General features: G+C 67.7%; 24 protein-coding genes. 9 read left to right on the top strand and 15 right to left on the bottom strand.

The genetic code is table 11. The annotated features are described in order from the left end of the window. Positions 1-13: 13 nt before the first annotated feature. Complete coding sequence (locus ABZX86_RS33000; RefSeq protein WP_355129389.1) at positions 14-1,891, bottom strand: hypothetical protein; 1,878 nt, start codon at positions 1,889-1,891, stop codon at positions 14-16. After that, positions 1,888-2,880, bottom strand: a complete 993-nt coding sequence (locus ABZX86_RS32995; protein WP_327142455.1) for a Ppx/GppA phosphatase family protein — start codon at positions 2,878-2,880, stop codon at positions 1,888-1,890. Before ABZX86_RS32995 ends, ABZX86_RS33000 begins: the two co-directional genes overlap by 4 nt. A 65-nt stretch (positions 2,881-2,945) precedes the next feature. Here ABZX86_RS32995 and ABZX86_RS32990 point away from each other — a divergent pair, with 65 nt between their 5' ends. The 6 genes from ABZX86_RS32990 to ABZX86_RS32965 all read left to right on the top strand — a co-directional run bounded on the left by ABZX86_RS32990 (position 2,946) and on the right by ABZX86_RS32965 (position 7,040). Next, the gene (locus ABZX86_RS32990; RefSeq protein WP_355129186.1) at positions 2,946-3,863 is read left to right on the top strand and encodes a hypothetical protein; all 918 of its coding nucleotides are present in this window, start codon (positions 2,946-2,948) and stop codon (positions 3,861-3,863) included. A 103-nt stretch (positions 3,864-3,966) separates the two neighbouring features. Then, on the top strand, positions 3,967-4,626 hold the full coding sequence (locus ABZX86_RS32985; RefSeq protein WP_355129184.1) for a hypothetical protein: 660 nt from the start codon (positions 3,967-3,969) through the stop codon (positions 4,624-4,626). 75 nt (positions 4,627-4,701) lie between these two features. After that, positions 4,702-5,253 carry a hypothetical protein gene (locus ABZX86_RS32980; RefSeq protein WP_355129182.1) on the top strand — a complete coding sequence of 184 codons (552 nt, stop codon included), beginning with the start codon at positions 4,702-4,704 and terminating at the stop codon, positions 5,251-5,253. A 193-nt stretch (positions 5,254-5,446) separates the two neighbouring features. Further along, positions 5,447-5,902 (top strand): hypothetical protein, encoded by a 456-nt coding sequence (locus tag ABZX86_RS32975; RefSeq protein ID WP_355129180.1) that lies wholly within the window; start codon positions 5,447-5,449, stop codon positions 5,900-5,902. Positions 5,903-5,916: 14 nt separating this feature from the next. Continuing rightward, the gene (locus tag ABZX86_RS32970) at positions 5,917-6,396 is read left to right on the top strand and encodes a hypothetical protein (RefSeq protein WP_355129178.1); all 480 of its coding nucleotides are present in this window, start codon (positions 5,917-5,919) and stop codon (positions 6,394-6,396) included. A gap of 314 nt (positions 6,397-6,710) precedes the next feature. After that, positions 6,711-7,040 (top strand): hypothetical protein, encoded by a 330-nt coding sequence (locus ABZX86_RS32965; protein ID WP_327142461.1) that lies wholly within the window; start codon positions 6,711-6,713, stop codon positions 7,038-7,040. A 72-nt stretch (positions 7,041-7,112) separates the two neighbouring features. On the opposite strand, the gene ABZX86_RS32960 is transcribed toward ABZX86_RS32965, so the two are convergent. From ABZX86_RS32960 to ABZX86_RS32915, 10 genes are all read right to left on the bottom strand, one after another. Next, positions 7,113-7,802: a response regulator transcription factor gene (locus ABZX86_RS32960; RefSeq protein WP_327142462.1), complete on the bottom strand. Its 690-nt coding sequence runs from the start codon at positions 7,800-7,802 to the stop codon at positions 7,113-7,115. Continuing rightward, the gene (locus ABZX86_RS32955; protein WP_355129175.1) at positions 7,799-9,010 is read right to left on the bottom strand and encodes an ATP-binding protein; all 1,212 of its coding nucleotides are present in this window, start codon (positions 9,008-9,010) and stop codon (positions 7,799-7,801) included. The genes ABZX86_RS32960 and ABZX86_RS32955 overlap by 4 nt, the downstream gene beginning before the upstream one ends. A 207-nt stretch (positions 9,011-9,217) precedes the next feature. Further along, positions 9,218-11,248, bottom strand: coding sequence for a CocE/NonD family hydrolase (locus ABZX86_RS32950; protein ID WP_355129173.1), 2,031 nt, complete (start codon positions 11,246-11,248; stop codon positions 9,218-9,220). 165 nt (positions 11,249-11,413) lie between these two features. Further along, positions 11,414-13,465, bottom strand: coding sequence for a CocE/NonD family hydrolase (locus ABZX86_RS32945; RefSeq protein ID WP_355129171.1), 2,052 nt, complete (start codon positions 13,463-13,465; stop codon positions 11,414-11,416). Between the two features lie 253 nt (positions 13,466-13,718). Further along, complete coding sequence (locus ABZX86_RS32940) at positions 13,719-14,456, bottom strand: phosphoglyceromutase (RefSeq protein WP_355129169.1); 738 nt, start codon at positions 14,454-14,456, stop codon at positions 13,719-13,721. Positions 14,457-14,511: 55 nt separating this feature from the next. Beyond that, positions 14,512-14,691, bottom strand: coding sequence for a hypothetical protein (locus ABZX86_RS32935; RefSeq protein WP_355129167.1), 180 nt, complete (start codon positions 14,689-14,691; stop codon positions 14,512-14,514). Between the two features lie 61 nt (positions 14,692-14,752). Next, the gene (locus ABZX86_RS32930; RefSeq protein WP_355129165.1) at positions 14,753-15,637 is read right to left on the bottom strand and encodes an ROK family protein; all 885 of its coding nucleotides are present in this window, start codon (positions 15,635-15,637) and stop codon (positions 14,753-14,755) included. A 77-nt stretch (positions 15,638-15,714) separates the two neighbouring features. After that, positions 15,715-16,245, bottom strand: a complete 531-nt coding sequence (locus ABZX86_RS32925; RefSeq protein ID WP_355129163.1) for a YbjN domain-containing protein — start codon at positions 16,243-16,245, stop codon at positions 15,715-15,717. After that, entirely contained in the window at positions 16,242-17,612 is a 1,371-nt protein-coding gene (gene mshA / locus ABZX86_RS32920) for a D-inositol-3-phosphate glycosyltransferase (protein ID WP_355129161.1), read from the bottom strand. The genes ABZX86_RS32925 and mshA overlap by 4 nt, the downstream gene beginning before the upstream one ends. An 81-nt stretch (positions 17,613-17,693) precedes the next feature. After that, positions 17,694-18,518, bottom strand: a complete 825-nt coding sequence (locus tag ABZX86_RS32915) for an alpha/beta hydrolase (RefSeq protein ID WP_355129159.1) — start codon at positions 18,516-18,518, stop codon at positions 17,694-17,696. Between the two features lie 127 nt (positions 18,519-18,645). Here ABZX86_RS32915 and ABZX86_RS32910 point away from each other — a divergent pair, with 127 nt between their 5' ends. Continuing rightward, positions 18,646-19,380, top strand: a complete 735-nt coding sequence (locus tag ABZX86_RS32910; protein WP_355129157.1) for an SDR family NAD(P)-dependent oxidoreductase — start codon at positions 18,646-18,648, stop codon at positions 19,378-19,380. A gap of 111 nt (positions 19,381-19,491) precedes the next feature. Here ABZX86_RS32910 and ABZX86_RS32905 read toward each other — a convergent pair whose 3' ends face one another. Then, a complete protein-coding gene (locus tag ABZX86_RS32905; RefSeq protein WP_355129155.1) occupies positions 19,492-20,712 on the bottom strand; it encodes a cytochrome P450 in 1,221 nt (406 codons plus the stop codon). Between the two features lie 117 nt (positions 20,713-20,829). On the opposite strand from ABZX86_RS32905, the gene ABZX86_RS32900 reads away from it, so the two are divergent. After that, entirely contained in the window at positions 20,830-21,582 is a 753-nt protein-coding gene (locus tag ABZX86_RS32900) for a glycosyltransferase family 2 protein (RefSeq protein ID WP_355129153.1), read from the top strand. Next, positions 21,579-23,111, top strand: a complete 1,533-nt coding sequence (locus tag ABZX86_RS32895) for a class I adenylate-forming enzyme family protein (RefSeq protein ID WP_355129151.1) — start codon at positions 21,579-21,581, stop codon at positions 23,109-23,111. The genes ABZX86_RS32900 and ABZX86_RS32895 overlap by 4 nt, the downstream gene beginning before the upstream one ends. Here the strand turns inward: ABZX86_RS32895 and ABZX86_RS32890 are convergent. Then, positions 23,104-24,630 carry a hypothetical protein gene (locus tag ABZX86_RS32890; protein ID WP_355129149.1) on the bottom strand — a complete coding sequence of 509 codons (1,527 nt, stop codon included), beginning with the start codon at positions 24,628-24,630 and terminating at the stop codon, positions 23,104-23,106. The genes ABZX86_RS32895 and ABZX86_RS32890 overlap by 8 nt on opposite strands. A 224-nt stretch (positions 24,631-24,854) precedes the next feature. Beyond that, entirely contained in the window at positions 24,855-26,078 is a 1,224-nt protein-coding gene (locus tag ABZX86_RS32885) for an Ig-like domain-containing protein (RefSeq protein WP_355129376.1), read from the bottom strand. Positions 26,079-26,135: the final 57 nt, after the last annotated feature.

The following is a 26,135-nucleotide window of genomic DNA, read 5'->3' as shown; positions in this document are numbered from 1 at the left end:
TGCCGCTCCCTGCTCAGTTCGTACTGAGTAGAAAGGCTAGCGGTCCGAGCGTCACAAAGACGCCTACGACGACGGCAATCACAGTGCTGAAAATATCGTCGGTCCGGCGCAGGACCCGGACAAGTGCCACCAAACCGAGAATCACGATCATCGCCAGCGCCAGGGCAACCCACGGGAGCATTTCCCACATGCGTTCGAAACCCTTGAACAGCAACATTCCCGCGACTGCCGCGCCCACACTCTGCCCGGCCAGAATCAACCACTGGCGGCGATTGTCCTCCTGCTCCGACAACTGATTCCCGCGCGACCGCGAGGGTGCGGACACCGCGCGCGCGGCAGGCCGGGGGAATTTCGACGTGAGCGCCGAAAAGCGTTCGGCCAGCGACATTCGCGGCTCGTCGTCGTAGTCGTCGTCCTCGTCGTACTCGTCGTCGTAGTCGTCGTCGAGCGGCTGGAAGACCTCGGTGAGGTGCTCGTCCGGATCATGCTCCTCGACCGCACCGCGACGGCGCGAACCACCGGCGCGGCGTTTGCCACCACGTCGCGAGTCCTGTTCCGCGTGTTGATCTTCGCGCTCGAGCGCATTGTGCAGCAGATCACCGGCAACCGTGCCGCCGGAGACCAGCTGCTGATCCTGGTCCGGTGAAGTCCAGGCGGCCGTCGGGATCGAACCCTGATCGCGCCGGTCCGGCTGCGGGGCGGGCTCGGCGGCCGGACGTCTTCGCGCCGACCATGCGGGCAGACCGCCGACCGGGGCGCCGCGACCGGCATCCGGCTCCGGCCCGCGGCGAGTGTCGCGGCGCGGATCGTCCTGCCGCAGCGCGGCGGGCGGGCGCTGGCCGTCGAGTTGCCACTGGGGTTCGGGCTGCCGCTGCGCGTCCTGCTGCCAGGCCTGCGGCTGCCGCGGCGCCTCGTTCTGCCACTGGGGTTCCGGCTGCTGCGGCCAGGAGGGGGCGGCGGGCTGGCGCTCGGCCTCCGCCTCACGCTGGGCCTCCGCGTGCCGGCGGGCCGAACGGGACATGGGCGGGGCGGCGGGCGCGGCCGCCTGCAGGGGGTCGAATCCGGGGGCGCGCTCCGCGCTCGGATTCCGGGGTAGCGGTTCCGGCGACCAGGTCGGGCCGTTGTCGAGATGCCGGGTGCGGGCGCCGTTCTCCAGGCCGCCCATCGCACTGTCGAGACCGGCGTAGCCGTTGCCCGGCTCGGGAGCCCGGCTGCCGCGGAAGGGCCGCACCTCGGTGGTCTCGTCGTCCGGATCGAAGCGGCGCCGGCGGCGGCCGCTCTCCCCGCGCAGCGGCGGCGGGGCGGACGGGTCCTCCAGCTCGGACAGCGAGACGTCCGCGTCCAGCGGGTCGGGTTTGCGGCGGCGCCCGCTGCGGGGCGGCTCGACACCGGGGGCGCTGTGGCCGCTGGATTGGCCGGAGCCGTCCGACCACTGGTAGCCGGACGGCTCGGGTAGCGAGGGCGCTCCGGCGGGGCGCTCCGTGGGCGCCAGCGGGTCGTAGAAGGAGATCGGCCCGGAGAGCGGGGAGTAGGCGGGCTCCGGATCGGGTACCGAGTAGGGCGAGTAACCCGGCTGCGGTTCGGGCGAAACACCTGAATAGTCAGGGTAATTCGAATAGTTCGAAAAGTTTGAATAGTCCGTTTCGCCCGAATTAGGCTGGGGCGCTGCGGTGGGGGCGCCATATGCCGTCTCGTCCGGCGCCGCCTCGTCGGAGGCCGCGTGCGAGGACGAGCCGTTGCGCACCACCGGTATATCGCCGGTCAGATCCGCGACCGACAGGCCGCGCCCACTCCGGCGCCTGCGCCCGCCGCCACCGGCGGAGGGCGCGCCCTGCTGCCCGTTTCGCGCCAGTAGTTCGGCGACGGACAGTTGACTTACATCCTCGGTCATCGAGACACCGTTTCGATCGTGCCCGGCTGGCCACCGTTCGGTCCGCCAGTTATCGGTTCGCTATCCAGGTCGGTATCAAGTTTTCGCAGGATCAATCCCTCACGCAGTGCCCAGGGACAGATTTCCAGCGTATCCAGTGACAATGCCCGCATACTCGCCTCCGCGACCAGCGCGCCGGCCACCAATTGCTGTGACCGATCGGAACTTACGCCTTCCAATTCTGCCCGGTCCGCGGCCGTCATTCTCGAGATGAACGCAATCAACTGCCGCAGGCCGGAACTGGTGAGGGTACGCCGCACACGCACTCCCGCAACAGAGGGGGCCGCGCCCGTCAGGCGGGCGAGCGATCGGAAAGTCTTCGAGGTACCCACCGCGAGATCGGGGCGGCCGACCTCGAGCAGCTGCTTGGACGGCACCACCAACTCAGCATCCAGCCAATCGCGCAGCACCGCCACTCGGCGCTTGCCCGGCGGATCGTGATGCAGCCAATCCCGGGTGAGCCGGCCCGCGCCCAATTGCAGCGACAGCGCCACATCCGGCTGTTCGTCGGCGCCGTTGCTCATCTCCAGCGAGCCGCCGCCGATATCGAGATTGAGAATTCGCCCCGCGCTCCAGCCGTACCAGCGCCGCACCGCGAGGAAGGTGTGCCGGGCTTCTTCGGCTCCTGTCAAGACCTGGAGATTCACTCCGGTCTGGGAGCGCACCCGCGCCAGCACCTGTTCGGAATTGGTCGCCTCGCGCACCGCGGAAGTAGCAAACGCCATCAACTCCACACATCCGGAAGTTTTTGCGATGCTTGCGAATTCGGCGACCGTCGTGGTCAGCCGAGCCGCGCCCGCGGGCGTGATGCGCCCCTGGTCATCCATGCTTTCCGAGAGGCGCAACGTCGCCTTCGTAGAGCTCATGGGCATCGGGTGGCCACCGCGATGCGCGTCCACCACCAGCAGATGGACGGTATTGCTTCCCACATCGAGTACACCGAGCCGCACATGAACACGGTACTGGGTGCGTCACGACTTCAGGCCAGGCGACCGAGCTGTTAGCGTTCCGCACTGTGACATCAGGTGCATCCGCGAGTGGTCCTACCGGGCTGCGACCAGCGGCGAAGATCGACCCGGCCCCCGAAGTCGAACTGGACTTCCCCCGGGAGTGGATCGAATTTATTGATCCAGCAAATGATGAGCACCTGATTGCTGCCGATATGACCTGGCTGTTGTCGCGGTGGACGTGCGTTTTCGGCACTCCCGCATGCCAGGGCATCATCGCCGGGCGTGAGGACGACGGCTGCTGCTCGCACGGCGCGTTCCTCTCCGACGAGGAGGACGGCAAGAAGCTGGCCAAGGCTGTGAAAATGCTCACACCCGAGGACTGGCAGCTCATGCCGGAGGCCCAGGACGAGAACGGCAAGGTCCGCAAGAAGCTGTATCTGGAAGAGGACGACCTCGACGACGAGCCCGCGCTGCGCACCCGGCGGTTCGACGGCGCGTGCATCTTCCTCAATCGGCCCGGCTTCGCGGGCGGCATCGGCTGCTCGCTGCACACGATGGCGCTGCGCAAGGGCCTGGAACCGCTGACCGTGAAGCCGGAGGTGTGCTGGCAGCTGCCCATTCGCCGCACCCAGGACTGGGTGGACCGGCCGGACGGGGTGGAGATTCTGCGGACCGTCGTCGGCGAGTACGACCGCCGCGGCTGGGGGCCCGGCGGTTTGGACCTGAACTGGTACTGCACCGGCTCGCCGGACGCGCATGTCGGCACCCGGCCGGTCTGGGAGGCGTACGCGCCGGAACTGATCGAACTGCTCGGCAAACCCGCCTATGACGAGCTGGCGCAGCACTGCCGGCGGCGGCAGGGACTGGGCATCGTGGCGGTGCATCCGGCGACGGTCATCGCCCAGGAGAAGGCTGCCGAGGAGAAGCGGGCGAGCGCCGTGGCCAAGCCGGCCGGTGGCGCAAAGAAGCCCGCAAAGAAGTAGTAACCCGCCGGTAACTTTCTGAAAATACCTAATTTCACATCCCCGCTCCCCTACTGTGCGACGAACCCACTCCCCCCTCGTGGGTCGCAGCACAGGAGAACTCATGAGCAACACCCCGCCCAGCCGGCGCTACCTCGGCGCGGGCATCGCCGGGCTCGCCGTCGCGACGGGCGTCGTCGCCGTCCTCGCGGCGTCCCCGGCGCATGCGAGCGTCGACTCGATCAGCATTTCCGATTCGAATGTCGTCGTCGGCCACAGCTACACCCTCGACGCCAACCTCAGCGGCGCGTCCATCGGCCTGCTCGTCTACTGGAGTGACAACGGCAGCAGCCTCACTCCCGTCGGCAAGGTGCCGTGGCCGGTCGGCCACGCCAGCTTCGGCTGGACCCCGAGCACCACCGGGCAGCACGTGCTCACGGTCTCGCAGGGCAGCAGCACCAAATCGCTGGTCGTGAATGTGACCGACGGGTCCACCCCGCCGACCACCACCACCCCGCCGACCACGACGGCCCCGCCGACGACCACGGTGCCGCCCACCACGACGGTGCCGCCGACCACCACGGTCCCGCCGGTGACCACCACCGACCCGCCCGTCACCACCACGGTCCCGCCCGTCACCACCACCGACCCGCCCGTCACCACGGTGCCGCCGACGACCGTCCCGCCGACCACCACACCTCCGGTGACCACCACGCCGCCGGTGACCACGACCCCGAGTGGCGGCGGTACCGGCAGCGCCAACGGCCTGCCCTTCGGCCTCTGACGGACGGCCGGAAAACTCTCGACTATCGATTCTCCAGGGGCGCAATCTCTTTCCCTGGAGTGCACAGGAGAACCCATGCGCAACAACAACACTCGCCGCCGCATCGGCGCGGGGGCGGCGGGACTGGCGATCGCCGCCGGAACGGGCATCGTGATCGCCATGTCGCCGACGGCGCAGGCCACGGTCGACACGATCACCCTCTCGGGATCGGATTTCCAGGTCGGCAGCACCTACACCGCCACCGCCGATCTGAGCGGCGCCTCGGTCGGCCTGCTCGTGTACTGGAGCGATAACGGCACCAGCCTCACGTCGGTCGGCAAGGTGCCGTGGCCTCCGGGGCACGCCTCGCTCGACTGGACCCCGACCACTCCCGGCCAGCACATCCTGACCGTGTCACAGGGCAGCAGCAGTAAGTCCGTGGTGTTGAACGTGGGCGGCGGGACGACCACTCCCCCGACCACCCCGCCCACGACTCCTCCGACCACTCCGCCCACGACCCCGCCTACGACTCCTCCGACCACAACGCCGCCCACCACGTCACCCAGCAGTGGCAGCGGCAGTGGCAGTAGCGGCAGTGGCACCGGCAGCGCCGGCAAGCTGCTCGGCGGGCTCTTCGGCAGCTCGTAGGCCCGAAAGCGGTTCGCGGGCAGTGCGGGCCGGACAGGTGGGTGCGGGAAATTCCCCGGGATTTCGCGCACCCACCGAAACCAAGCGGACGCTTGCTTGATAATTTTTTCGAAATAACTACATTTCACTCACCGGGTCACCTAGTGTGCGGATGCCCACACCCGTCCCCGTGGGCAGCAGCACAGGAGAACACATGCGCAACGCACCACCGAGGATCACCGCCCGCACGGCCGGTGCGGGGATCACCGGTTTCGCAGCCCTCGCCGCGGTCGCCGTACTCACGGCCCCCACCGCGTGCGCTGCCGTCGACACCGTGTCCGTCAGCGGCTCGAACTACCAGGTCGGTACCCAGTACACGATCTCGGCCGATCTCAGCGGCGCCTCGGTCGGACTGCTCGTGTACTTCAGCGACAACGGCAATTTCATCGGCAGCCCGAAGATTCCGTCGCCGCCCGGACACTCCAGCATCAGCTGGACCCCGTCGGACAAGGGCCAGCACATCCTCACCGTCTCGCAGGGCAACAGCACGCAGTCCACGATCGTGAACGTCAGCGATGCGCCGATCGGCTCGGGCAGCTCCAGCTCCGGCAGCGGCTTCGGCCCGGCCGGACCGCTCGGCAGCGGCAGCAGCGGCAACACTTCGAACTGACAGGAACACCCGGTATGAACTCCCTTTCCCGCCGCATCGGCGCGGGTGTCGCCGGTGGCGCCATCGCCGCCGCCGTCGCCGTCTTCGCAGCGCCCCAGGCCGGCGCGACCGTCGACTCCGTGACCGTCTCCGGCAGCGACCCGTACACCATCAATACCCAGTACACGCTCACCGCCGCGCTGAGCGGCGCGGGCATCGGCCTGCTCGTGTACTGGACCGACAACGGCAACACCCTCACCCCGGCCGGCAAGGTCCCGTGGCCGGTCGGCTCCTCGACGCTGAACTGGACGCCGACCACCGCGGGGCAGCATCTGATCACCGCCTCGCAGGGCGGCAATGTGAAGACGATCGTGGTGAACGTGGTCGACCCGGCCCACCCGGGCGGCGGCACCACTCCCCCGACCGGCGGCACCGGCGGCAGCGCGGGCACCGGCAGTGCGAGCGGGCTGCTCGGCGGCCTACTCGGCGGGTTGACCGGAAGCGCCGGAAGCTAACCAGACCTGTCCCGCCGGCCGCCCACCCAGCGGCCGGTGCTGGGCCGCACCGTCCCTCCGGCCCGGACATCGGGAGACGCGCTCACCTCGGATCGAGGTGAGCGCGTCTCTTTCCGTATCAGCCCGGCCGGTTTCATCCACCGGGTGTACGGCAGGTGAATTCACCTCGACCGGAGCGACATTCCAATCAGCCTGCGCGGAAGTCTGTTTCGGAGTGCCACCTGGTCGGTGACCTCGGGGTGTGAGTTGCGGGAAGTGTGCGTGACATCGTTTCGCCACTGCGGGTTCACCGGAACGTGTTAGACATCCAGGCCATGATCAAGAAATCGCTCACCGTCGCCGCGCTGGCCGCCGGTGTTGTTCTCAGCCTTGCGCCGCACGCCGGTGCCGATAGCGTCGATCCCACCAAATACGCCGACGTCACCGCCAATTTCGTCTCCTACACCGATCCCGCCGCCCTGAACGCCAAGGCCGACGGCAAACTGCTGATCATGACCCCGTACGGCACCAACAACACCATCGCCTGCCGCGGCAACGGCGCGGACGTGGCCTGGTACGACTGCCAGCAGCAGGACGCCTACGGCTGGATCGTCCTGAAGCAGCTCGACACCCCCCTCGGCACCGCCTGGGCAGAACTGCCGTAATACCGACGGACATCGAAAAGCCTGCGCCCGCTTCCTGATTCGGAGGCGGGCGCAGGCTTTTGCGTGGAGTCTCTACGCTTCGAGCTTGTAGCCGAGGCCACGCACGGTGACGAGGTGTTCCGGCTTGGCCGGGTCGCCTTCGATCTTGGAGCGCAGGCGCTTGACGTGGACGTCGAGAGTCTTTGTGTCGCCTACGTAGTCGGCGCCCCAGACGCGGTCGATGAGCTGGCCGCGGGTGAGGACGCGGCCGGAGTTGCGGAGCAGGTACTCGAGCAGGTCGAACTCCTTGAGCGGCAGAGTGACCGGCTTGCCGTTCACCTGCACGGTGTGGCGGTCCACATCCATGCGGACCGGGCCCGCCTCCAGGACGCTGGTCTCGCTGCCGCTGTCGGCCTCCTCGCCGACGCCGCGGCGCAGCACGGCGCGGATACGGGCGATCAGCTCACGGGAGGAGTAGGGCTTGGTGACGTAGTCGTCGGCGCCCAGTTCCAGGCCGACCACCTTGTCGATCTCGCTGTCGCGAGCGGTCACCATGATCACCGGGACACTGCCGCGGGCCCGCAGCTGCTTGCACACGTCGGTACCGCTCATACCGGGCAGCATCAGATCGAGCAGGACGATGTCCGCACCCGACCGGTCGTACTCTGCCAAGGCCGAGGGTCCGTCGCCCACCACGGTGACCTCGAACCCCTCCTTGCGCAGGAGGAATGCGAGCGGATCGGCCAGCGACTCCTCGTCCTCGACGATCAGCACACTCGTCATCGGGTTGCCTCCACACCGTTGGTTCTGGCCCGCCCGAGATGGGCGGAAAGCCTCTTGTCGATGCCGTTGGAATCGGCGGGGTGGGACGGGATCCGCAGCGTGAATGTGGATCCGGTGCCCAGCTTGCTCCACAGGGTGACTTCACCGCTGTGGTTGGCGGCTACGTGCTTGACGATAGCCAGCCCCAGCCCGGTACCGCCGGTGGCGCGCGAGCGCGCCTTGTCGGCCCGGAAGAATCGTTCGAAGACGCGTTCCTGGTCTTCCTTCCCGATGCCGATACCGCGATCGGTGACCGCGATATTCACATGCCCGCCGCGCAGCGCCCGGCTCACCGAGACCTGCGAACCCCGCGGCGAGTACGCGATGGCATTCTCCACCAGATTCGACAGCGCGGTGACCAGCAGCGTCTGATCGCCGATCACCTCGAGTCCACTGCTGGTATCGGTGCTCACCGTGATGCCGGCGGCTTCCGCGGCGGTCCGGGAGCGCTCGATGGCCTGGGTGACCACGCTGTCCACATCGACGGCCTCGAGTTCCGGCAGCTTCTCCGCGCCCTGCAGGCGGGAGAGCGCGATCAGCTCGGTGACCATCTTGCCCATGCGGCGGGCCTCGCCGTGCAGGCGTTCGCCGAAGTGCCGCACCGAATCCGGATCGTCGGCCGATTCCAGCAATGCCTCAGCCAACAGGCTCATGGCACTGACCGGGGTCTTGAGTTCATGGCTGACGTTCGCGACGAAATCGCGGCGGGTGGCCTCCATGCGGGCCTGCTCGGAATCGTCGTCCGCGAAGAGCACCACGAAGTTCGGATTCTCCTGCGACAGCGGCCGGGCGACACCGCGGACCGCGAGCCGGGCGCGGCCGGGCAGCGGGATCTTCGCGGTGAGCTCGAATTCGATGTCCTTGCCACCACCGAGCACCTGCTGCACCGCGGACCAGGCACGCTCGTCGAGCAGCCGATCGTGGACTATGCCCAGCTCCTCGGCCCGCGGATTGACCAGCACCACATCCCGGTACTGATCGACCACCGCGATACCGCTCTCGGAGGCGAGCACAATGAGATCGAGCACCTGCGACATGGTCAGGCCCGAATCGGTTGCGGCACGCAGCCGCTCCTGCCGGGCGTTCACATACGGAATGAGCAATCCACCGACTGCCAGTCCAACGACGGCCGCCAGGACTGCCAACAGCACGGCCTGTGGAACGCTCACACTTTGAATCGTACGGTCGCCCGAGCCGGGTCCGGCCCCGGGTGCAGGAAGTTTCACGCAGGTCACAGCGGCTTCCACGAGCGTTAGCCCGGCGTTTACGCAATGTTCGGACAGCGCGGGGCAGGTCGCTGGCAGTTTTCCGGCAAACGCGGTGAAATGCCGGGATCACACCGCCGGCCCGGGTTGACGAGCCGGAGGTGTCGACAATCACCAGCCGGAGTTACCGCGCGCCGGGATATTGACGAAGCTGGGCGCGGCCGGATCCAGCAGCAGGTGCTGGCGGCGCAGGCCGCTGTCGACCATCATGGCGGTGATGGGCAGGCCCTTGGGGAAGTTGCCCGCGTAGACGTCTACGCGCAGCCGGTGGCCGGGTTGCAGCACGGCGTCGATGCCGGGGACCGAAATATCCAGTGCCACCGGCCGGCCCGGGACGGTCGGCTGACGGGTGTCGAGGGACAGGTCCGGCACCGGGTCGGTGTAGTCGCCGTTCGGCAGGCGGGTGCTGCGGGACTCGTCGATGGCGCGCAGCGAGGCGACGAGCTGGCCGGAGGACAGGGTGGTCGAATTGCCATCGGGGGCAACATCGTTGACGGTGGCGACCCAGTAACCGTCGGTGCCGTCCTGCACGGTGTTCAGGTGTACGGCGATCGGCCCGGAGACGGTGGTGGCGTCCGCGACCGGCGCACTGGTGAAGGTCAGCCCGTTCGATTCCTCGATGCGGGAGTCCTTACCGCAGGCGTCGATGATGGAGACGATGCCGACGAGCTCCTGCGAGGCGTCGCGGGAGCACAACCCGGTCAGGCCGGGCGCCACCGTGAGGGTGTCGGGGCCATCGGGCGTGGTGAACAGCGATCCGTCGTGCACGCTGTGCCCGCCGGTGCCGCTGGCCACGCCGGACAGGTACATGCGCCGGTACTCCATCCCCGGCTCCGGGAACGACGGGGCGGTCACCCAGCCGCCGCCCTGCTGCTTCATGGTGATCGGCCCGAACTGATCGATGCCGTTGTCGATTCCCTTGAGCCACTTGTCGAACCACGCGCGCTGCAGCACATCCATGCGCGGCGGCAGACCCGGACGGCCGGATTCATTGCCATTGGAGATGTGGTACCCGTCGCCGACGAGCAGTTGTTTCTGCCCGGGCGGCAAGGGAATTCGGCGGTACACATCGGCCTGCGAGGCCACGAACACATCGTGCCAGCCGCCGGAAATGAAGGTGGGGACGGTGATTCGGGTCGGATCGGTCTCCCAGGCCTGCCGCATGGGACTGCCCTCGTCGAGCAGGGCTCGCACCTTGGGGCTGAGGTCGTCGATATTCGGCTGCGCGAAGACTTCCAGCAGCGCGTCCACGAAGGTGAACGGATCGGCCAATCTGTCTGCGAGCCACTTCATATCGAAGCGTCCCTGTACGAGCGCGGTGAGGTCGGGGACGAGCTTGCCGCCGTTGACGGCCGCCAGCCACAGCGGCATGAAGCCCGCGCCGATGGCCCCGCCGGGTGCGACGAGATCACGGAAGGGATTGCGGCTGGGCACAACCGGGAAGATGGCCTTGAGCGCGGGCGGATTCTTGGCCGCCGCCTGCAGCTCGTTGAGTCCGGAATAGGAGACGCCGCTCATGCCGATATCGCCGGTGGACCAGGGCTGTTTCGAGGCCCAGTCGATGGTCTCCACGGTGTCCTGCTGCTCCCGCGCGCCCAGCAGATTCCAATCACCCTGGGAGAAGCCGGTTCCGCGCACATCGACCACGATCTGCGTGTAGCCGGATCTGATGAGCTGCCGGTCGACGCTGAAATTGCGCAGCAGTCCGCCGCCGAGCGCCCTGGTGAGGTCGGTGAGCCCGGAGAACGGGGTGCCGGACAGGTCGACAGTGCGGAACAGCTGCACGAGCAGATCGGACAGCCCGGGGACCGACAGCGCCGAATCGGCGATCATCGAGCCGAGTTTCGTATAGGGCGTGAAATTCAGAATGCTCGGCGTCGGGTCGCTGACGGGATGGCCCGCGGCATCGGCGGGGTGGTAGACATTCGCCTTCAGCACGGTGCCGTCACTCATCGTGATGGGCACGTCCCAGTCGATGTACACATTGGGATAGAGCTGTGGACCGTCTTCCGTCGCAGCCCATTCCGCACCGCTCGCACCGCCGTCCGGGCCGGCCGGATCGGCGGTCGCCGCCGGTGCCAGGAACTGTGTTGCCGCGACGACGGCGGTCAGTGCTACGACCGTCTTGACCAGGAATCCCATAGTGCCCCAACCACTCTCCGCCCGCATGGAAACTCGCCCCAAGCTAGAGCGAAGGCAACTGTCCGGGACAGTTTTTCCCGAAGAATCGTGAAAGTGCACAAAGAAAAGCCCCGGAGGTGTACGCCGTTGTACACGTCCGGGGCGCTCAGGCCCGGTGGGGCGGAATCACCAGCCGGTGTTACCGCGAACCGGGATATTCACGAAGCTCGGACGGTTCGGATCCAGCTGCACGTGCTGCGGCTTGAGACCGGTATCCAGGAGCATCGGCAGAATCGGCAGGCCCTTGGGGAAATTGCCCGCGAACACATCCACCCGCAGTCGGTGTCCCGGCTGCAGAATGCCTTCGGTGCCGCTCAGTGCGATATCGAGGGTGGTGGCCTCACCCGGCACCGTCGGCTGCTGCCGGTCGAGCGAGGTGAAGGCGCGCGGGTCGGTGTAATCGCCATTGGCTGACCGCGTGCTGTTCGCATCGTCGATCTGCCGCAGCGAGGCCATGATCTGGCCGGAGGTCAGCACGGTCGACTGCCCGTCCGGCGCGACATCGTTGACCGTGACGGTCCAGTACCCGTCGGACGCGTCCTGAACCGTATTGAGGTGCACCGCAACGGGACCGGAGATGGTGGTGGCCTCGGCGACGGGAGCGCTGGTGAAGGTCAGGCCGTTGGTCTCCGCGATCCGGGAGTCCTTGGCGCAGCCGTCGATGATCGACAGCACACCGGCGCTGCCCTGCGCGGCATCGTTGGAGCACAGGGTGGTCAGGCCCATCGACACACTGAGCCGGTCGGTGTCACCATTGGCGCCACTGGTCAGCGAGCCGTCGTAGAGGCTGTTGGCGGTGCCGCTGCGCTGCGACGACAGGTACATGCGCTGGTAGCGCGAGGCCTCTTCGGCGGGAGCGGTGTCACCGAAACCGCCCTGGGTGATCCAGCCGCCGCCCTGCTGCCGCAGGGTCACCGGACCGTACGAGTCGATCCCGTTGTCGATGCCCTTGAGCCACTTGTCGAACCAGGCGCGCTGCAGCACGTCCAGGCGCGGCGGCAGGCCGGGGAAGCCGGCTTCGGAGCCCGAGGTGACGTGATAGGTATTGCCCATCAGCAGCTGCTTCTGCCCCGGCGGCACCGAAATCGCGTTGTAGATCTTGGATTCGGAGTAGGTGAACAGATCGTGCCAGCCACCGGTGACGAAGGTCGGGATGGTGATCTGGCTGGGATCGCCGATCCAGCCCGCCCGGTCGGACGACATATCGTTGAGCATCGACTTCACCCGCGGGTCGAGGCTGTCGAGATTCGGGCTGGTGTACGCGGACATCAGCACGTCCAGGTAGCCGAACGGGTCGGCCTGACGATCCTTCAGCCACTGGAAGTCGAACTTGCCCTGGGCAATCGAGGCCAGGTCCGGCACCCACTTGAGACCGTTGACGGCGCTGAGCCACAGCGGAATGAAGTTGAAGCCGAAGCCGCCGCCGGGCGCGAGCACATCGTCGACGAGGTCGCTGCCCGGGACGATCGGGAAGATGGCCTTCAGGGCGGGCGGATGCTTCTCCGCGGCCTGCACCTGATTGATGGCCGAGTACGACAGACCGCTCATACCGATGCGGCCGTTGGACCAGCTCTGCTTGGACGCCCAGTCGATGGTCTCGACGGTGTCCTGCTGCTCGCGCTGGCGCAGGATGTCCCATTCGCCCTGCGAGAAACCGGTGCCACGCACGTCGACGACGACCTGCGTGTAGCCGGACTTGATGAGCTGGCGATCGACGCTGAAGTTTCGAAGTTCGCCATTACCAGCGGCATTCAGCAGTTCGCCGAATCCGGAGATCGGGGTGCCGTCGAGGTGGATATTGCGGAACACATTGAGCAGTGCGTCGCCCAGTCCCGGAATGGCGAAGGCGCTGTCGGCGACGTTGGACACCAATTTGGTGTACGGCGTCATGTTCAGCACGGTCGGCGTCGGGGTGTCGATCGGGCGGCCGGCGGCATCGGCCGGGTGGTAGACGTTGCCCTTCAGCACGGTGCCGTCACTCATGGTGATCGGCACGTCCCATTCGACGAAGACATTGGGGTATTGCTGCTGCCCGTCCTCGGTGCCGGTCCAGGCCGCACCAGCGGCGCCGCCGTCGGGACCGGCCGGAACGGGAGCTGCATCGGCCGATATGGCCATCAGGGGAAGGAGCAGAGCGGCCGCAGAAGCGACAATTGTGGCCCGTAGCGCGTGCTTCATCGAACGTGATCTACCTCTCGCATTTGGTCGAACGCCCAGAGCATATCTACTCGGGAGTAAGTTGCAAACACCGGTTACAGTTACCGCTTTTAATGGGCAAAGCTTCGGCAAATTCGAATTGCGTTGGCGTGGAATACCCTACGGTCCCGTAGTGAGAGGTGGATCACAGTCGCTACGAATACGATAAATGAAAAACGCGCTGTAGCCGAGTAATTCGGCTACAGCGCGTTGCGCGTATTACTGGTTCGCGGACTTACTTGGCGCCCTGATTCGCCACCGCGGCAGCGCCGGCGGCCGCCGCCTCCGGGTCGAGGTAGACACCCGGGCCGAGCGGCAACAGGTTCTCGTCCAGCTCGTACTTGAGCGGAATTCCGGTGGGAATGTTCAGCCCGGCAATGTCCTCGTCGGAGATCCCCTCCAGGTGCTTCACCAGCGCTCGCAGCGAATTACCGTGCGCCGCAACAAGAACCGTCTTACCACCGCGCACGTCCTGGGCGATGGTGTCCTCCCAGTACGGCACCATGCGGGCGACGACGTCCTTGAGGCATTCCGTCAGCGGCACATCGATTCCGGCGTAGCGCGGATCGCCGTCCTGGCTGTACTCGCTGCCGGTCTCGATGGGCGGCGGCGGGGTGTCGTAGCTGCGGCGCCACAGCATGAACTGCTCGTCGCCGTACTCGGCCTTGGTCTGGGCCTTGTCCTTACCCTGCAGCGCACCGTAGTGACGCTCGTTGAGCCGCCAATCCCGGACGACCGGAATCCAATGGCGGTCACAGGCATCCAGCGCATTGTTCGCGGTGCTGATCGCACGCCGCAGCAGCGAGGTATAGACGATATCGGGGAGAATTCCGGCCTCGGCCAGCAATTCACCGGCACGCTTGCCTTCGGCGACACCCTTTTCCGTGAGCCGGACATCCACCCAGCCGGTGAACAGGTTGAGGGCATTCCATTCGCTCTCGCCGTGGCGCAGCAGCACGAGGGTGTACGTCATGGGGGTCATCTTTCCACGCGCCGGTTCGCTGTCGGCTCCGGCCCTGCGGGCCCGGTCAGGCCCACTCCACCTCGTCGAAGGTCATGGTCAGTCCGTGCCGCTGCTCCCCCACCGCCACTTCGACCCGTAGTTCCGAACGGGCGGAGTCGACCTCCTGCACCACGGCGCAGACGCCACTGAACGGTCCCTCCGGAACGTAGACGACGTCACCCGGCTCGAATTCGATTAGCCCCACGTCCGCCACCGTAGTGGCAGCGTCACGCGACACACCGAACCTGTTTTCCCGACACGCGAAGTCAGGACCGGAGTGCGAGCAGGGCGGCGCCGGCGAGGGTCGCCTGATCGGTGAGCTCCGAGGGAACCACCCGCAGTTCACGCAGGAAAATCAGGCGGGCATGCGCCGCAGCCGAGTCGAGCAGCGGCCGCCACAGCAGGTCGCCCGATTGCGCGAAGCCCCCGCCGACCACCACCAGATCGGTATCCAGCAGCGCGGCGGCGGAGGCGATGGCGGTGCCCAGCGCGGTACCCGCACGCTCCAGCGCGGCGCGGGCGAGACCGTCACCGGCCCGGGCGGATTCCGATAATTCGATGCCGGTGCTGCCGGTCCACCCCTGCCGCCGCGCCCAGCGCACGGACGACGGCCCGCTGGCCACCGCCTCCACACAGCCGAAGCCGCCGCAGGCGCAGGGTTCCGCACTGCCGGGGACCACGATATGACCGATGTGCCCGGCATTTCCGGTGCGCCCCATGAGGACTCGGCCCTCGGAGATGATGCCGCCGCCGATTCCGGAAGACACCGTCAGCGCGAGCACGTCCGCGATACCGCGGGCCGCACCCCAGCGCTGTTCGGCCAAAGCCAGGCAGACGCCGTCGATGGCGAAGCGAACAGTGGCGTCCGGGAACAACTCCCGGACCGCCGCCACAATGCCGAAACCGCCTGCCCACTCCGGAATATTGAGCGGGCCGGTCGAACCGGCGCGCACGTCCACCGGTCCCGCCGCGCCGATGCCGACCGCGGTCACCCGCTCGGTTCCCGCTACGCGCAGCAGCAGCTCACAGCAGGCGGGCCAGACCCCGGCCGCGGGAACTTGAATGCGCTCGGACGACGGCACGGTGCCCTGCGAATCCACAAGGCCCGCAGCGAATTTCGTCGCGCCGATATCCAATGCCAACGCCACCATGGGCCGTCGGTCTCCTTCGATCCGGGTGCTGCACAGACGAGTACGGCGGCCGCACAGACGATTCCGCCGTCCGGAGGCTAAACCTTTTCTGCCTTGTCGTCGGCGTCCACGAGATGTTCGAACGCGCGCAGATTCTTCAGCGATTCGCCGCGCGAGACCCGCCACTTCCATTCCTTGCGAATGGATTCCGCGAAACCGAGCTCGAGCAGGGTATTGAAATCGGCGTCCACGGCCTCGAGCACCTGACCGAACCAGCGGTCGAGTTCATCGGGCGTGACGGCGTGCGTGGACATGCGGCCGACCAGGTAGATGTCACCGACATTGTCCAGCGTGTATGCCACCCCGTAGAGGCGGCGATTACGGCGCAGCAGGAATTTGTAGACGCCCTCGAAGTTCTCGTCCGGCTTGCGGCAGACGAAGGACTCCATTCGAATGCCGTGCTTGCCGACGGTGACGCCGAGCGCGGTCTTGAGTTTCCGCTCCCCCGGCAGGATGACGACGAACGTACCGTCGGCCTCACGGGTGTATTCGATCTCGCGATCCCGCAGGGTGTCGTCGATCAGCTGCGCGGTGGCATCGGCGGTATCACCCTGTGCGGCTTCGCTCATCGGCGTACAACTCCCATCCGGCGCCGCCAGAGCGCGAGCGATCTGGCGTGATTGTTGTCGGCGTGCACGCTACCGGTGCGCACCCGGCCCGTGCGGGACTGGGCGAGCGCGGCGGAATAGCTGTCCAGCAGACCGTCGGCGGTATGCGCCCAGGAGAAGTTCGAGGCGTGCTCGACAGCCGCCGTGCCCATCTGCTCCAGCCGGGCGGGGTCGTCGAGCAGAAGTCGCAGTGCCGCAGCCCAATCGGCGGTCTGATGGCCGGGGACCAGCAGCCCCGTGGCGCCGTCCTGCACCGCGGTGCCGAGCCCGCCCACATCGGCGGCCAGCACCGGAGTGCCACTGGCCTGCGCCTCGATGGCGACGAGGCCGAAAGATTCGTTGTAGCTGGGCACGGCCACCAGATCGGCCGCGCGATACACCTGCACCAGGCGGTGCGGCGGCTGCGGCGGCAGGAAGGTGACACGATCGGAAATGCCGAGCGCGGAAGCCAATTCGATCAGCGCGTCGGGGCGCTCCAGGCCGGTGCCGGACGGGCCGCCGACGATCAGCACGCGCAGCGGGCGCGTGGCGTCCATTCCGGTGCGCGCGTCCTCATCGGCCAGCATCTGCGCGGCGGCGCGCACGAGCACATCCGGCGCCTTGAGCGGCTGGATGCGGCCGACGAAGGCCACGATCCGCTCATTGTCGGGCAGGCCCAGTTCCGCACGGGCGGCCGCGCGGTCGCCGGGGCGGTAGCGGGTGAGGTCCGCGCCGGGCAGCACCACATCGATGTGCTCGGGGTCCGCGCCGTACAGCTCGACCAGCTGCCGCGCTTCCTCGGCGGTATTGGCGACCAGGCGATCGGACTCCGCGACGATCTGCTTCTCACCGATCACCCGGGCGGCCGGTTCCGGGGTATCGCCCTCGGCGAGGTAGAGGTTCTTCACCGCGGCAAGCGTGTGCGCGGTGTGCACCATGGGCACCCGCCAGCGATCCCGCGCCAGCCAGCCGACCTGGCCGGAGAGCCAGTAGTTGGAGTGGATGAGGTCATAGTGGCCGGGCAGGTGCCGGGCCTCCTGCCGCAGCACCTCGGCCGCGAACGGGCACAGCTGGGTGGGCAGATCGTGTTTGTCCAGGCCCTCGAACGGGCCGGCGACCACATTCCGGACCAGCACGCCGGGGGCGGCCTCGACCAGGGGTTCGTCATTGGAGGAAGTGGCGCGGGTGAAGATCTCCACCTGGGTGCCGCGGCGGGCCAGTTCGATGGCCGTCTGCAGGACGTACACATTCATACCGCCGGCATCGCCGGTGCCCGGTTGGGCGAGGGGGGAGGTATGTACCGACAGCACGGCAATCCGATGGGGCCGTAGGTCGGAACGTTGACTCACTACACCAGTGTGCACGCCTCGGGTAGCCGGAGAAACGTGGGTTACCCTACGAAGTGACCCTGCTCACAGGAAAGCACCCGGTCAGCCCAGGGATTCCACGAAGGCCGTGAGTTCCGCGACAAAGCGTTCGGGGTCCTCGACGAACAGGCCGTGCTGCGCGCCCTCCCAGTAGGACGTGCTCGCGTTCGGGACGGTCTCGGCGATGTAGCGGCCGTTCGCGACCTCGACCACCGGATCGGCGGTGCCGTGCATGACGAAGACCGGAACATCCAGCGTGCGCAGGGTTTCGGTGTTGTCGACAGTGCGGTAGAACAGCGCCTTGCGCACCCGCGGCAGGGTGGCGAGGCTGCCACCGAACAACCGCTGGGCGTCGCCGCCCTTGTCCCGGCCGGGCCCGGTATTGGCGCTGCCGAACGCCCCGAAACCGCGCATGGCGCGACCGGCGCTCTCCTCGAAGACATCGGGAATGGCCTTCTGCATGGCCGGGCCGGGCTGCGCACCCGGGACTCCCCTGCCGATGCCCGCCTGCGATCCGGTGTAGACGACGCCCGCGACCGCGCCGGTGCCGTAGGCGGTGAGGTAGTCGCTGAGCACGATGCCGCCGTAGGACCAGCCCAGTAGGACCGCGCCGTCGGCGATGCCCTCGGCGGCCAGCACGGCGGCCACGTCGGCGGCCCAGTTCTTCGGGTCGTCGTATCCGGCCTCGGGGGCGTCGGAGTAGCCGTGGCCGCGCAGATCCAGCGCGATCACCCGGAATCGCCCGGCCAGATCGTCCGCGGCGCGACCCCAGCACCGCAGGTTTCCGGACCAGCCGTGCAGCAGCACCAGCGGCCGCGCACCCTCCGGACCGGTGACCCGGTAAACGATGGTGGTGCCGTCCGCGCTGACTACTTCCCGAATCGCCATACCCGCCAGGCTAACCGGCAGGAGGTGCCGGACTCTCGCGCCGCCGACAGGGGGATCGCGCTGCCCTGGGGGGCGTGGGTGCAGCCTCGGCGGGGCGGGGCGGACACGCCGTGTTTAGGCTTTCGGCATGAGCATTCGTACCGCTGTCGTGACCGGGGCCAGTTCGGGGATCGGGGAGGCTACTGCCCGGGAACTCGCGAAGCAGGGGTACCACGTGGTGGTGGGGGCGCGTCGGATCGATCGGCTGGAGCAGCTGGCCGCGGAGATCGGCGGGACGGCGCTGCCGCTGGACGTGACCGACGACGAGTCGGTGCGGGCCTTCACCGAGGCGATCGGCGAGGTGCACGTGCTGGTCAACAATGCCGGTGGCGCAAAGGGTTTGGCGCCGGTCGCCGAGGCCGATCTGGACGACTGGCGCTGGATGTGGGAGACCAATGTGCTCGGCACGCTGCGCCTGACCAAGGCGCTGCTGCCGAAACTCATCGCGTCCGGCGACGGCCTCATTGTCACCATCACCTCGGTGGCGGCATTCGTCCACTACGACAACGGTTCCGGCTACACCTCCGCCAAGCACGCCCAGGCGGTGCTGCACCGCACCCTGCGCGGCGAACTCCTCGGACAGCCGGTGCGCCTCACCGAAATCGCCCCCGGCGCAGTCGAAACCGAATTCTCCCTGGTCCGCTTCGACGGCGACGCCGAGCGCGCCGCCAAGGTCTACGAGGGCATCGACCCGCTGCTGGCCACCGATATCGCCGAGATCGTCGGCTTCGTCGCCTCCCGCCCACCGCACGTCAACCTCGACACCATCGTCGTGAAGCCCCGCGACCAGGCCGAAGCCGGCCGCTTCGCCCGCCGCGGCTGACCCGGGCCGGCCGGCAGTCTCCGTCATCGCGGCCACAGCCCGCCGTCATCCCGGCCGCAGCCCCGCCGTCATCCCGGCATGCCTTTGGCCGGGATCAGCTGCGGCCGAACACTAATCGGTCAGACGAATCCGCAGTGTCTCGTATGTGGGAATGAAAACGTTTCTGCGGTAACGCCGTTCGACGATTTCCCACGGGCGGCCGGTGGCGGTCAGCGCACCGAGCAGCGCCGTCAACTCCGAATGGACTAGTTGTGCGCCCAGGCAGAGGTGGCGGCCGCCACCGAACCAGAGTTGCCGCGTTTCCGGGTTGTAGTCGCGGTGGATGCTGAAACCGCCGGCCGCATTGTTGATGGACCAGGTCAGGATTTTGACGTGTTCACCCGCGCTCAGTTGGCGGCCCGCGATTTCCACATCGGCGGTGACCGAGCGGCCCACCAGATAGGCCGGGCTGGTGACCCGCAGCGTTTCGCGGACGGCGTCGGGCGTCCGCTCCGGCGCGGCCAGCAGCGCGCGCTGATCGCCGCTGTCGTGCAGCAGGGCGACCATGCGGCTCATGGCGCTGGCGAGGGTGTCGGTGCCCGCGACCGCCATGAGCATGGCCAGACCGGACGCATGATCCTGGGCCAAGCCGAGTTCGCGGCAGCGGCCGAGGGTGGTCGAGCCATCGGCGCGGGCATAGGCGGCGGGGACGGAGCTGGAGAGCTTGCCGACAAGCGTGCGGGCGCGGTCCACCGCCACCGGGTCGAGCGTGGTGGAGGCCATGGTGCCCATGGCCAGGTTCACCAGCTCTTCGACGTGCTCGAACAGAATCCGGAACGGCTCGTCCGGATCATCGCCGGAGGTCCGGCCGTCACCGGCGAAGGTCGCGGAAATGTCCTCCGGCGCCATGCCGACCAGATCGGAGACGCTGCGGCCGACCAGCACCCGGGCCCGCTCGGCGATATCCACGGTCAGACCGGCGGCCAGATCCTCGGTGAGCTGTTTGAGCGCCGCACCGAGGACGCCGTCCACCAGCGCATCCGTATGCGCGGCGGTGAAGAGATCGCGAGTTCTGGTGCGCAGTTCGGTATGTCCCGCACCTTCGAAAAGCGGCTCCACCCAGTCGCCGATGACCTGCGCCCACCAGTGCCCGGCCGCACCCTCGGAGACAATGCTGAAGTGCGTGCTGTCGTTGTAGATCTGCCGCGCCACCAGCGGATCGGCCACGAACCAGCCGAGTTTCGGGACCTTGCGAATGGGTTTGGCGGCGCGGCCCGCGAGCAGGACGGCGGGCAGCCAGGGCTGGCCCGCGGCGAGCAGGGTGAGCTCGTGACGGGTCGCGGCATCGAACATCACTTCACCTCACAGGATGTGAATCGGTGAAATTTCATACCGGGATTGTGCGCGCTGCTACCGTCCCCGGCAACCGCGGGCAAGCTGCGGCATAATCGGGTCCCGGAGGGAATTTCGATGAGCGAACTCTGGGTGATCGTGCCCGCATACAATGAAGTTCACGGTATTACCAGAACGCTGGAAGCTCTTGCCGCACAGCAGGACCGGGACTTCATCCTGGTCGTGGTGGACAATGATTCCACCGACGGCACCGCATCGGTGGTGCGCGATTTCGCCCGCATGCACCCCGAGCTGCGCATCGAACTCGTCAGCGAAAGCCGCAAGGGGACGGGCGCCGCCGCCGACACCGGTATGCGCTACGCCATAGCGGCCGGAGCCCTCCGGCTGGCGCGCACGGACGCCGACTGCCTGCCGTTTCCCGATTGGACCGCGCGCATCCATGCCGCTTTCGACTCAGGGCTACAGCTGATCAGCGGTCAGCTCATCCCCCGCACCGACGAGGGCGTGAGCTGGCGCGACCGCACCATCATCCGGGTGGTCCTGGAGGTCGCCTCCACCTTCGGCAAATTCCGGCCCGGAAATCGGGACCCTCGCTATATGGGACCGTATGTGATGACGCCCGGCTGCAATATGGCCATTACCGCCGAATTGTACGAAGCCGCAGGCGGATTCCCGCGCACCGCCATCGAGGATCTGCACGAGGACCGCGCCCTGGTGAATGCCGTGCGCATGCTCACCACCGAATACGGTCTGCGCCGGGACGTCCGGGTGTACGGCTCCAATCGCCGCGTCCGCGCCTGGGGCGTGCGCAAAACCCTGGCCTGGTACGCCGACCACCGCTACAAACCGGAGCTGGTGGATATTCGGTGAGCACCGACTTCCTGCACCTGTTCCGGGAGCAGGTGCGGCGCAAGCCCGATGCGGCCGCACTGGGCATGATCGGCGCCCGGCCGCTGACCTTCGCGGAGCTCGACGACCGCATTACCGCGGTCGCGGAACGGCTGCGGCACAGTGGATTCCAGCCGGGCGACCGCATGCTGTTCTCCATTCGCCCGTGCGTGGACGCCGTGGTGCTCATTTTCGGGACCATGGCGGCGGGCGGGACCATCGTCTTCGTGGACCCGGGTGTCGGGCCGGAACTGTTCGCCCGGCGCATCGATCTGGCGCAACCCGCTTGGGCCGCAACGGAATCGCTGCTGTACCTGCTCAGCGGACCGCTGCGGCGAATCGGCCGCACCCTGGGTCTGTCCCTCCCCGATTTCGGCACGCTGCCGGTCCGGCACATTCACAGCGGGCCGCGGCTGCCGGGCACACCGCCGGCGTCGATCCCGCTGCGCCACCTGCTCGACGATGCGGCGGTGGCGGCGCACTCTCCCGTCGCACCCGCCGATCCGGAGGCCGAGGCGCTGATCGTCTTCACCTCCGGCACCACCGCCGCGCCGAAAGCCGTTGTGCACACCCGTGGTTCGCTAGGAGCGGGCCTGGCCGCCATGGCCGGGCGCAGTCAGCTCGGCCCCGGCAGGCAGCTGCACACCGAACAGCTGATGATGGGGCTGCCCGCCCTGCTCGCCGGCGCGCAGTGGTCCATGCCGCGCTATCCGCGCTTCGGAACCCATATCGACCCACTGACATTCGCGCGCTCGCTCGACAGCGCGACCGACGCGTTCTTCACGCCCGCCGATCTCGCGATCGTGCTCAGCGCCATCGAATCGGGGCGGTTGAAGGCACCCGCTGGGCTGCGGGAGATCTCCCTGGGCGGTGCTCCGGTCACCACCGCGCTGCTGCGACGGGCACAGCGGGCACTGCCGGAATGCCATTTCCTCGCCATCTACGGTATGACCGAAATCCTGCCGGTGGCAGTCACTTCCGGTAGCGCCAAACTGGAATTCGACGGCGCGGGCGACCCGCTGGGTGCGCCGGTCCACGGTGTCACCGCGACAATCGCCGAGGACGGCGAACTCATCCTCTCCGGCCCCAATCTGTGCCGCGGCTACCTCGGTGAGCCGCCGCTGCCGGAGATCCACACCGGCGATCTCGCCCGCTTCGACGGCGACACCCTGGTACTCATGGGCCGCAAGAAGGACATGATGCTGCGCGGTAAGACCAATATCTATCCGGGACTCTACGAACCGGCGATCACCGCCGTGGCGGGCGTGCGCCAGGCCATTATGGTCGGCATTCCGGACGAGATCGGCGATGAGCGCATTGTGCTCGCCGTGGTCGCCGATCCCGGAAACGGCGATATCGCGGCCCGATTGCGGCGCGAATTGCCCGCGCTCATCGATATTTCCGCGCTACCCGACGATATCGTCGTAGTCGACGAGATTCCCGTGAGCGGCCGCACCAGCAAACCCGATCGCGCCGCCCTGCGCACCCTGCTCGAAAAACGGCTCAGCTGATTCGGAACTCCGGGCCGGGACGGGAAATCAGTTCCGCGAGAACCTGATCGGCGAATTTCTCCGGCTCCGACAGCATTCCGCCGACATAGCAGAATCCGATACGCATTTTCTCGTGCGCCGTTACGATCGCCACCGTGACCGCGCTGACGCAGGAGTTCGACGCCGTCAGCGTGAGACCCGAAACCTGCCAGGCGCCAACCTGTTCCGGAAAATCGATGCGCCCCAGATTGGTGACCGACACATTCCACGGTGCGCGCCGATCCACCATATCGACAATGCGCCGACCGGATTCCACGGTGCGCGGCGTCCCGAATCGCATACCCGCCACCGTCGAGAGATGCCGCCGCTGCCGGATGCCCCGCTCCAATTGCCGATTCACCGATCGCGCTGCCGCCCACAGTGATTCACCCGGACCGAACCGCACGAATCCGGCAAGCACGGGGGCGTACACACCCAATTCCTCGGCATCCGGTCGCGGCCGCAGCAGCGGCCGGAAGTCCACCGGTGAGCCGATCCCGGCCACCCCGCTCCCCTTCGGCCGCACACTGTCCCCGGTCGCCCGCGCCACCGCCGCGGCCAGCGCCCCGTGCACCGTGACCCCGGCCCGGCGGCAGTCGCCCACCAGGGCGGCCAGCGGCTCTGCCGCAATCGTCCGATACACGACCCGCGTCCGCCGCTCCAGCATCCCGACCGGAGTGGCGCCGCCCACGCGCAGCGGCCGCAGCACCAGCGCCGCCGCCTGATCGAACAGCGTCGAATACACGTAGCGCCAAAACCCCCGCGCCCCAGCGGGAATCAGGTCATCGGCGGGCGGGAACGCCGCCCGGCTCCGAATACCGGCGGGGCTCCCCACGCCACCCGGCCGCTCCGCGTCCGCGAGCGCTGCTCGCCGATCTCCGTCCTCGACCGCGAGTGCCGCTCCGCCCGGGGGTACTGGTCGGCGTCGGATGCCGTGGGCATCGTCCGAGCGCACCGCGGCGCGGCGCAGATGGCTGGGACCGGCGTCTCCGGCACAGCCGTCAGAGCTCTCGTGGGAGGCATAGCGGATCAGCTTGCGCAGCACGGTCATCAAGGATCTGCCGTCGAGGACGATGTGCGAGACGGTGAGGATCAGATCGTGCTGCTCGGCCGCGGTGCCCGGCCACTGCGCGATATCGACAATGCGCGCCAATCCGGTGCGGGTGTCGAACGGGTCTATCAATTCGGCGTCGATCGCGCACTGCCACGCCAGCGGATCATCGGACAGCAGTCGCCGCACCGGAATTCGCGGGTCCTGCAACGGCAGCAACCGGGGGTCGCCACTGCCCGCGTCCGCCACACCCACCCGCAGGAGCGGGTATTCGGCGGTCAATGCCGCTGCCGCGCACTCGAGTTGCTCGACGGTGAGCTGCCCGCGCACGCGTACCCGCGCGGTGCAATTCGACGGGGAAATCCGGTCGATGATCCAGAACCAGCGTTCCGAAGGGCTCAGCGGCCGCCCGAAAGCCGTTGCCGTTGGTGCCGACGTACTCGCAACCACCGTCCAACCTTCCGCACTGCTCCCTGCGACGCAGATTAGTGCCATTCCCCAGGCTTCGCATCTCGCGATAACCCTGTGCGCAGCTCGGGATATCCCGGTGCACACATCGCGACAACACGTGCGCAGACGGAAGCGGCGCAGGCGCTCCCGGTGGAGTGCCTGCGCCGTTCGGTGACTATCCGGACGTGCTGTGACTATCCGGACGTGCTGTGACTATCGGAAGGTCAGCGAGCGCCCGGTGTGGTCGGGGCGGCGCCGCCCGGCGCCTGCGGGGCGACCGGAGCCGCGGAGACCACGGTGGCCGGATCGGCCTGCAGCGCCGACATGCTCTTCCAGGTATCCCAGTCGATGGTCCAGTCGTAGAGGTCGCCGTCCGCCGCGGAGAGATTGATGCGGGTGCCGGTCACCTCCACCGGATCACCGTAGAGCGCGGTCGGGAAGAAGGCCTGGGCATCACTCGGGCTGAGATTGATGCAGCCGTTGGTGACGTTGGAATTGCCCTGTGCGGAAATCGATTCCGGGTTCGCGTGGATGAACTCGCCGTTATTGGAGATGCGCACCGCCCAGCGCTCGCGCGCATTCGTGTAGAACGGCGGATTCGACATGACGAAATCCTCGTACTTCTCGGTCACCACGTGGACGCCGGAGCGAGTCACATTGCGATCCTCATTGCCCTCGCCGTAGCTGACCGGAATATCGACCACGGTCTGCCCGTCGCGGATGACCTGCATGCGGTGGCTGGTGGCCACGGCCCGCACGATCTGCGAACGGCCGATCTTGAAGTCGGAGGTGATATCGGCGGTGCCGAAGGCGCCCTCACCCATATCGAGACCGTAGAGCTTGGCGCCCACATGCACGGTGGTGCCGGGCTGCCAGTACTCGCGGGGCCGCCAGTGCGCGCGGGAGCCGCCGTTGGAATCGGGCAGCCAGGCCCACGAACCCTCGGCCGCGGGGGTGGTGGTGACGGTCAGCGCCTTCTCGACGGCCGCCTTGTTGTCGATATGCGAGTTGAACTGCAGGATGATCGGCGCGGCAATGCCGACCTCCTGGTTGTCGGCGATATTGATCGTCGCCGACACCTGGTTCTTGGGGGTGACGGTGGTGAACTTGGATTCGATCGGCACCGGCTTGCCGTCGGTGCCGGTGGCGGTACCGGACCAGCTGTAGGTGACGCCGTACCCGAGCGGTTCGGTGACGGTGAACTTGCTGTGGTCGGGGGCGAGCTCGCCGGTGACCTGCTTACCGTTCGGATTGGTCAGCGCCACCTGATCGATGCGGCCCTGGGTCACCGAGACCGAGACCGGGGCGGTGGGGTTGACGTTCTGTGTGCCGTCACCAGGGGTTGTGGTCACCTTGGCGGCGGGAACGGCCGGCTTGTCGGGGGTGCCGCCGCCCTTGTCGGACGTGCATCCGGCCACCAGCGCCACCACCGCCAGCAGCGCGGCCATGACAGCGGCTGCCCGCCGGACCGGGAATCCTCGATTGCTCACCCGCTCGAGGTTACC

Source organism: Nocardia sp. NPDC006630 (genome assembly GCF_040611495.1).
Taxonomy (GTDB): Bacteria; Actinomycetota; Actinomycetes; order Mycobacteriales; family Mycobacteriaceae; genus Nocardia.
This window is presented reverse-complemented; position numbering and strand designations above follow the sequence as displayed.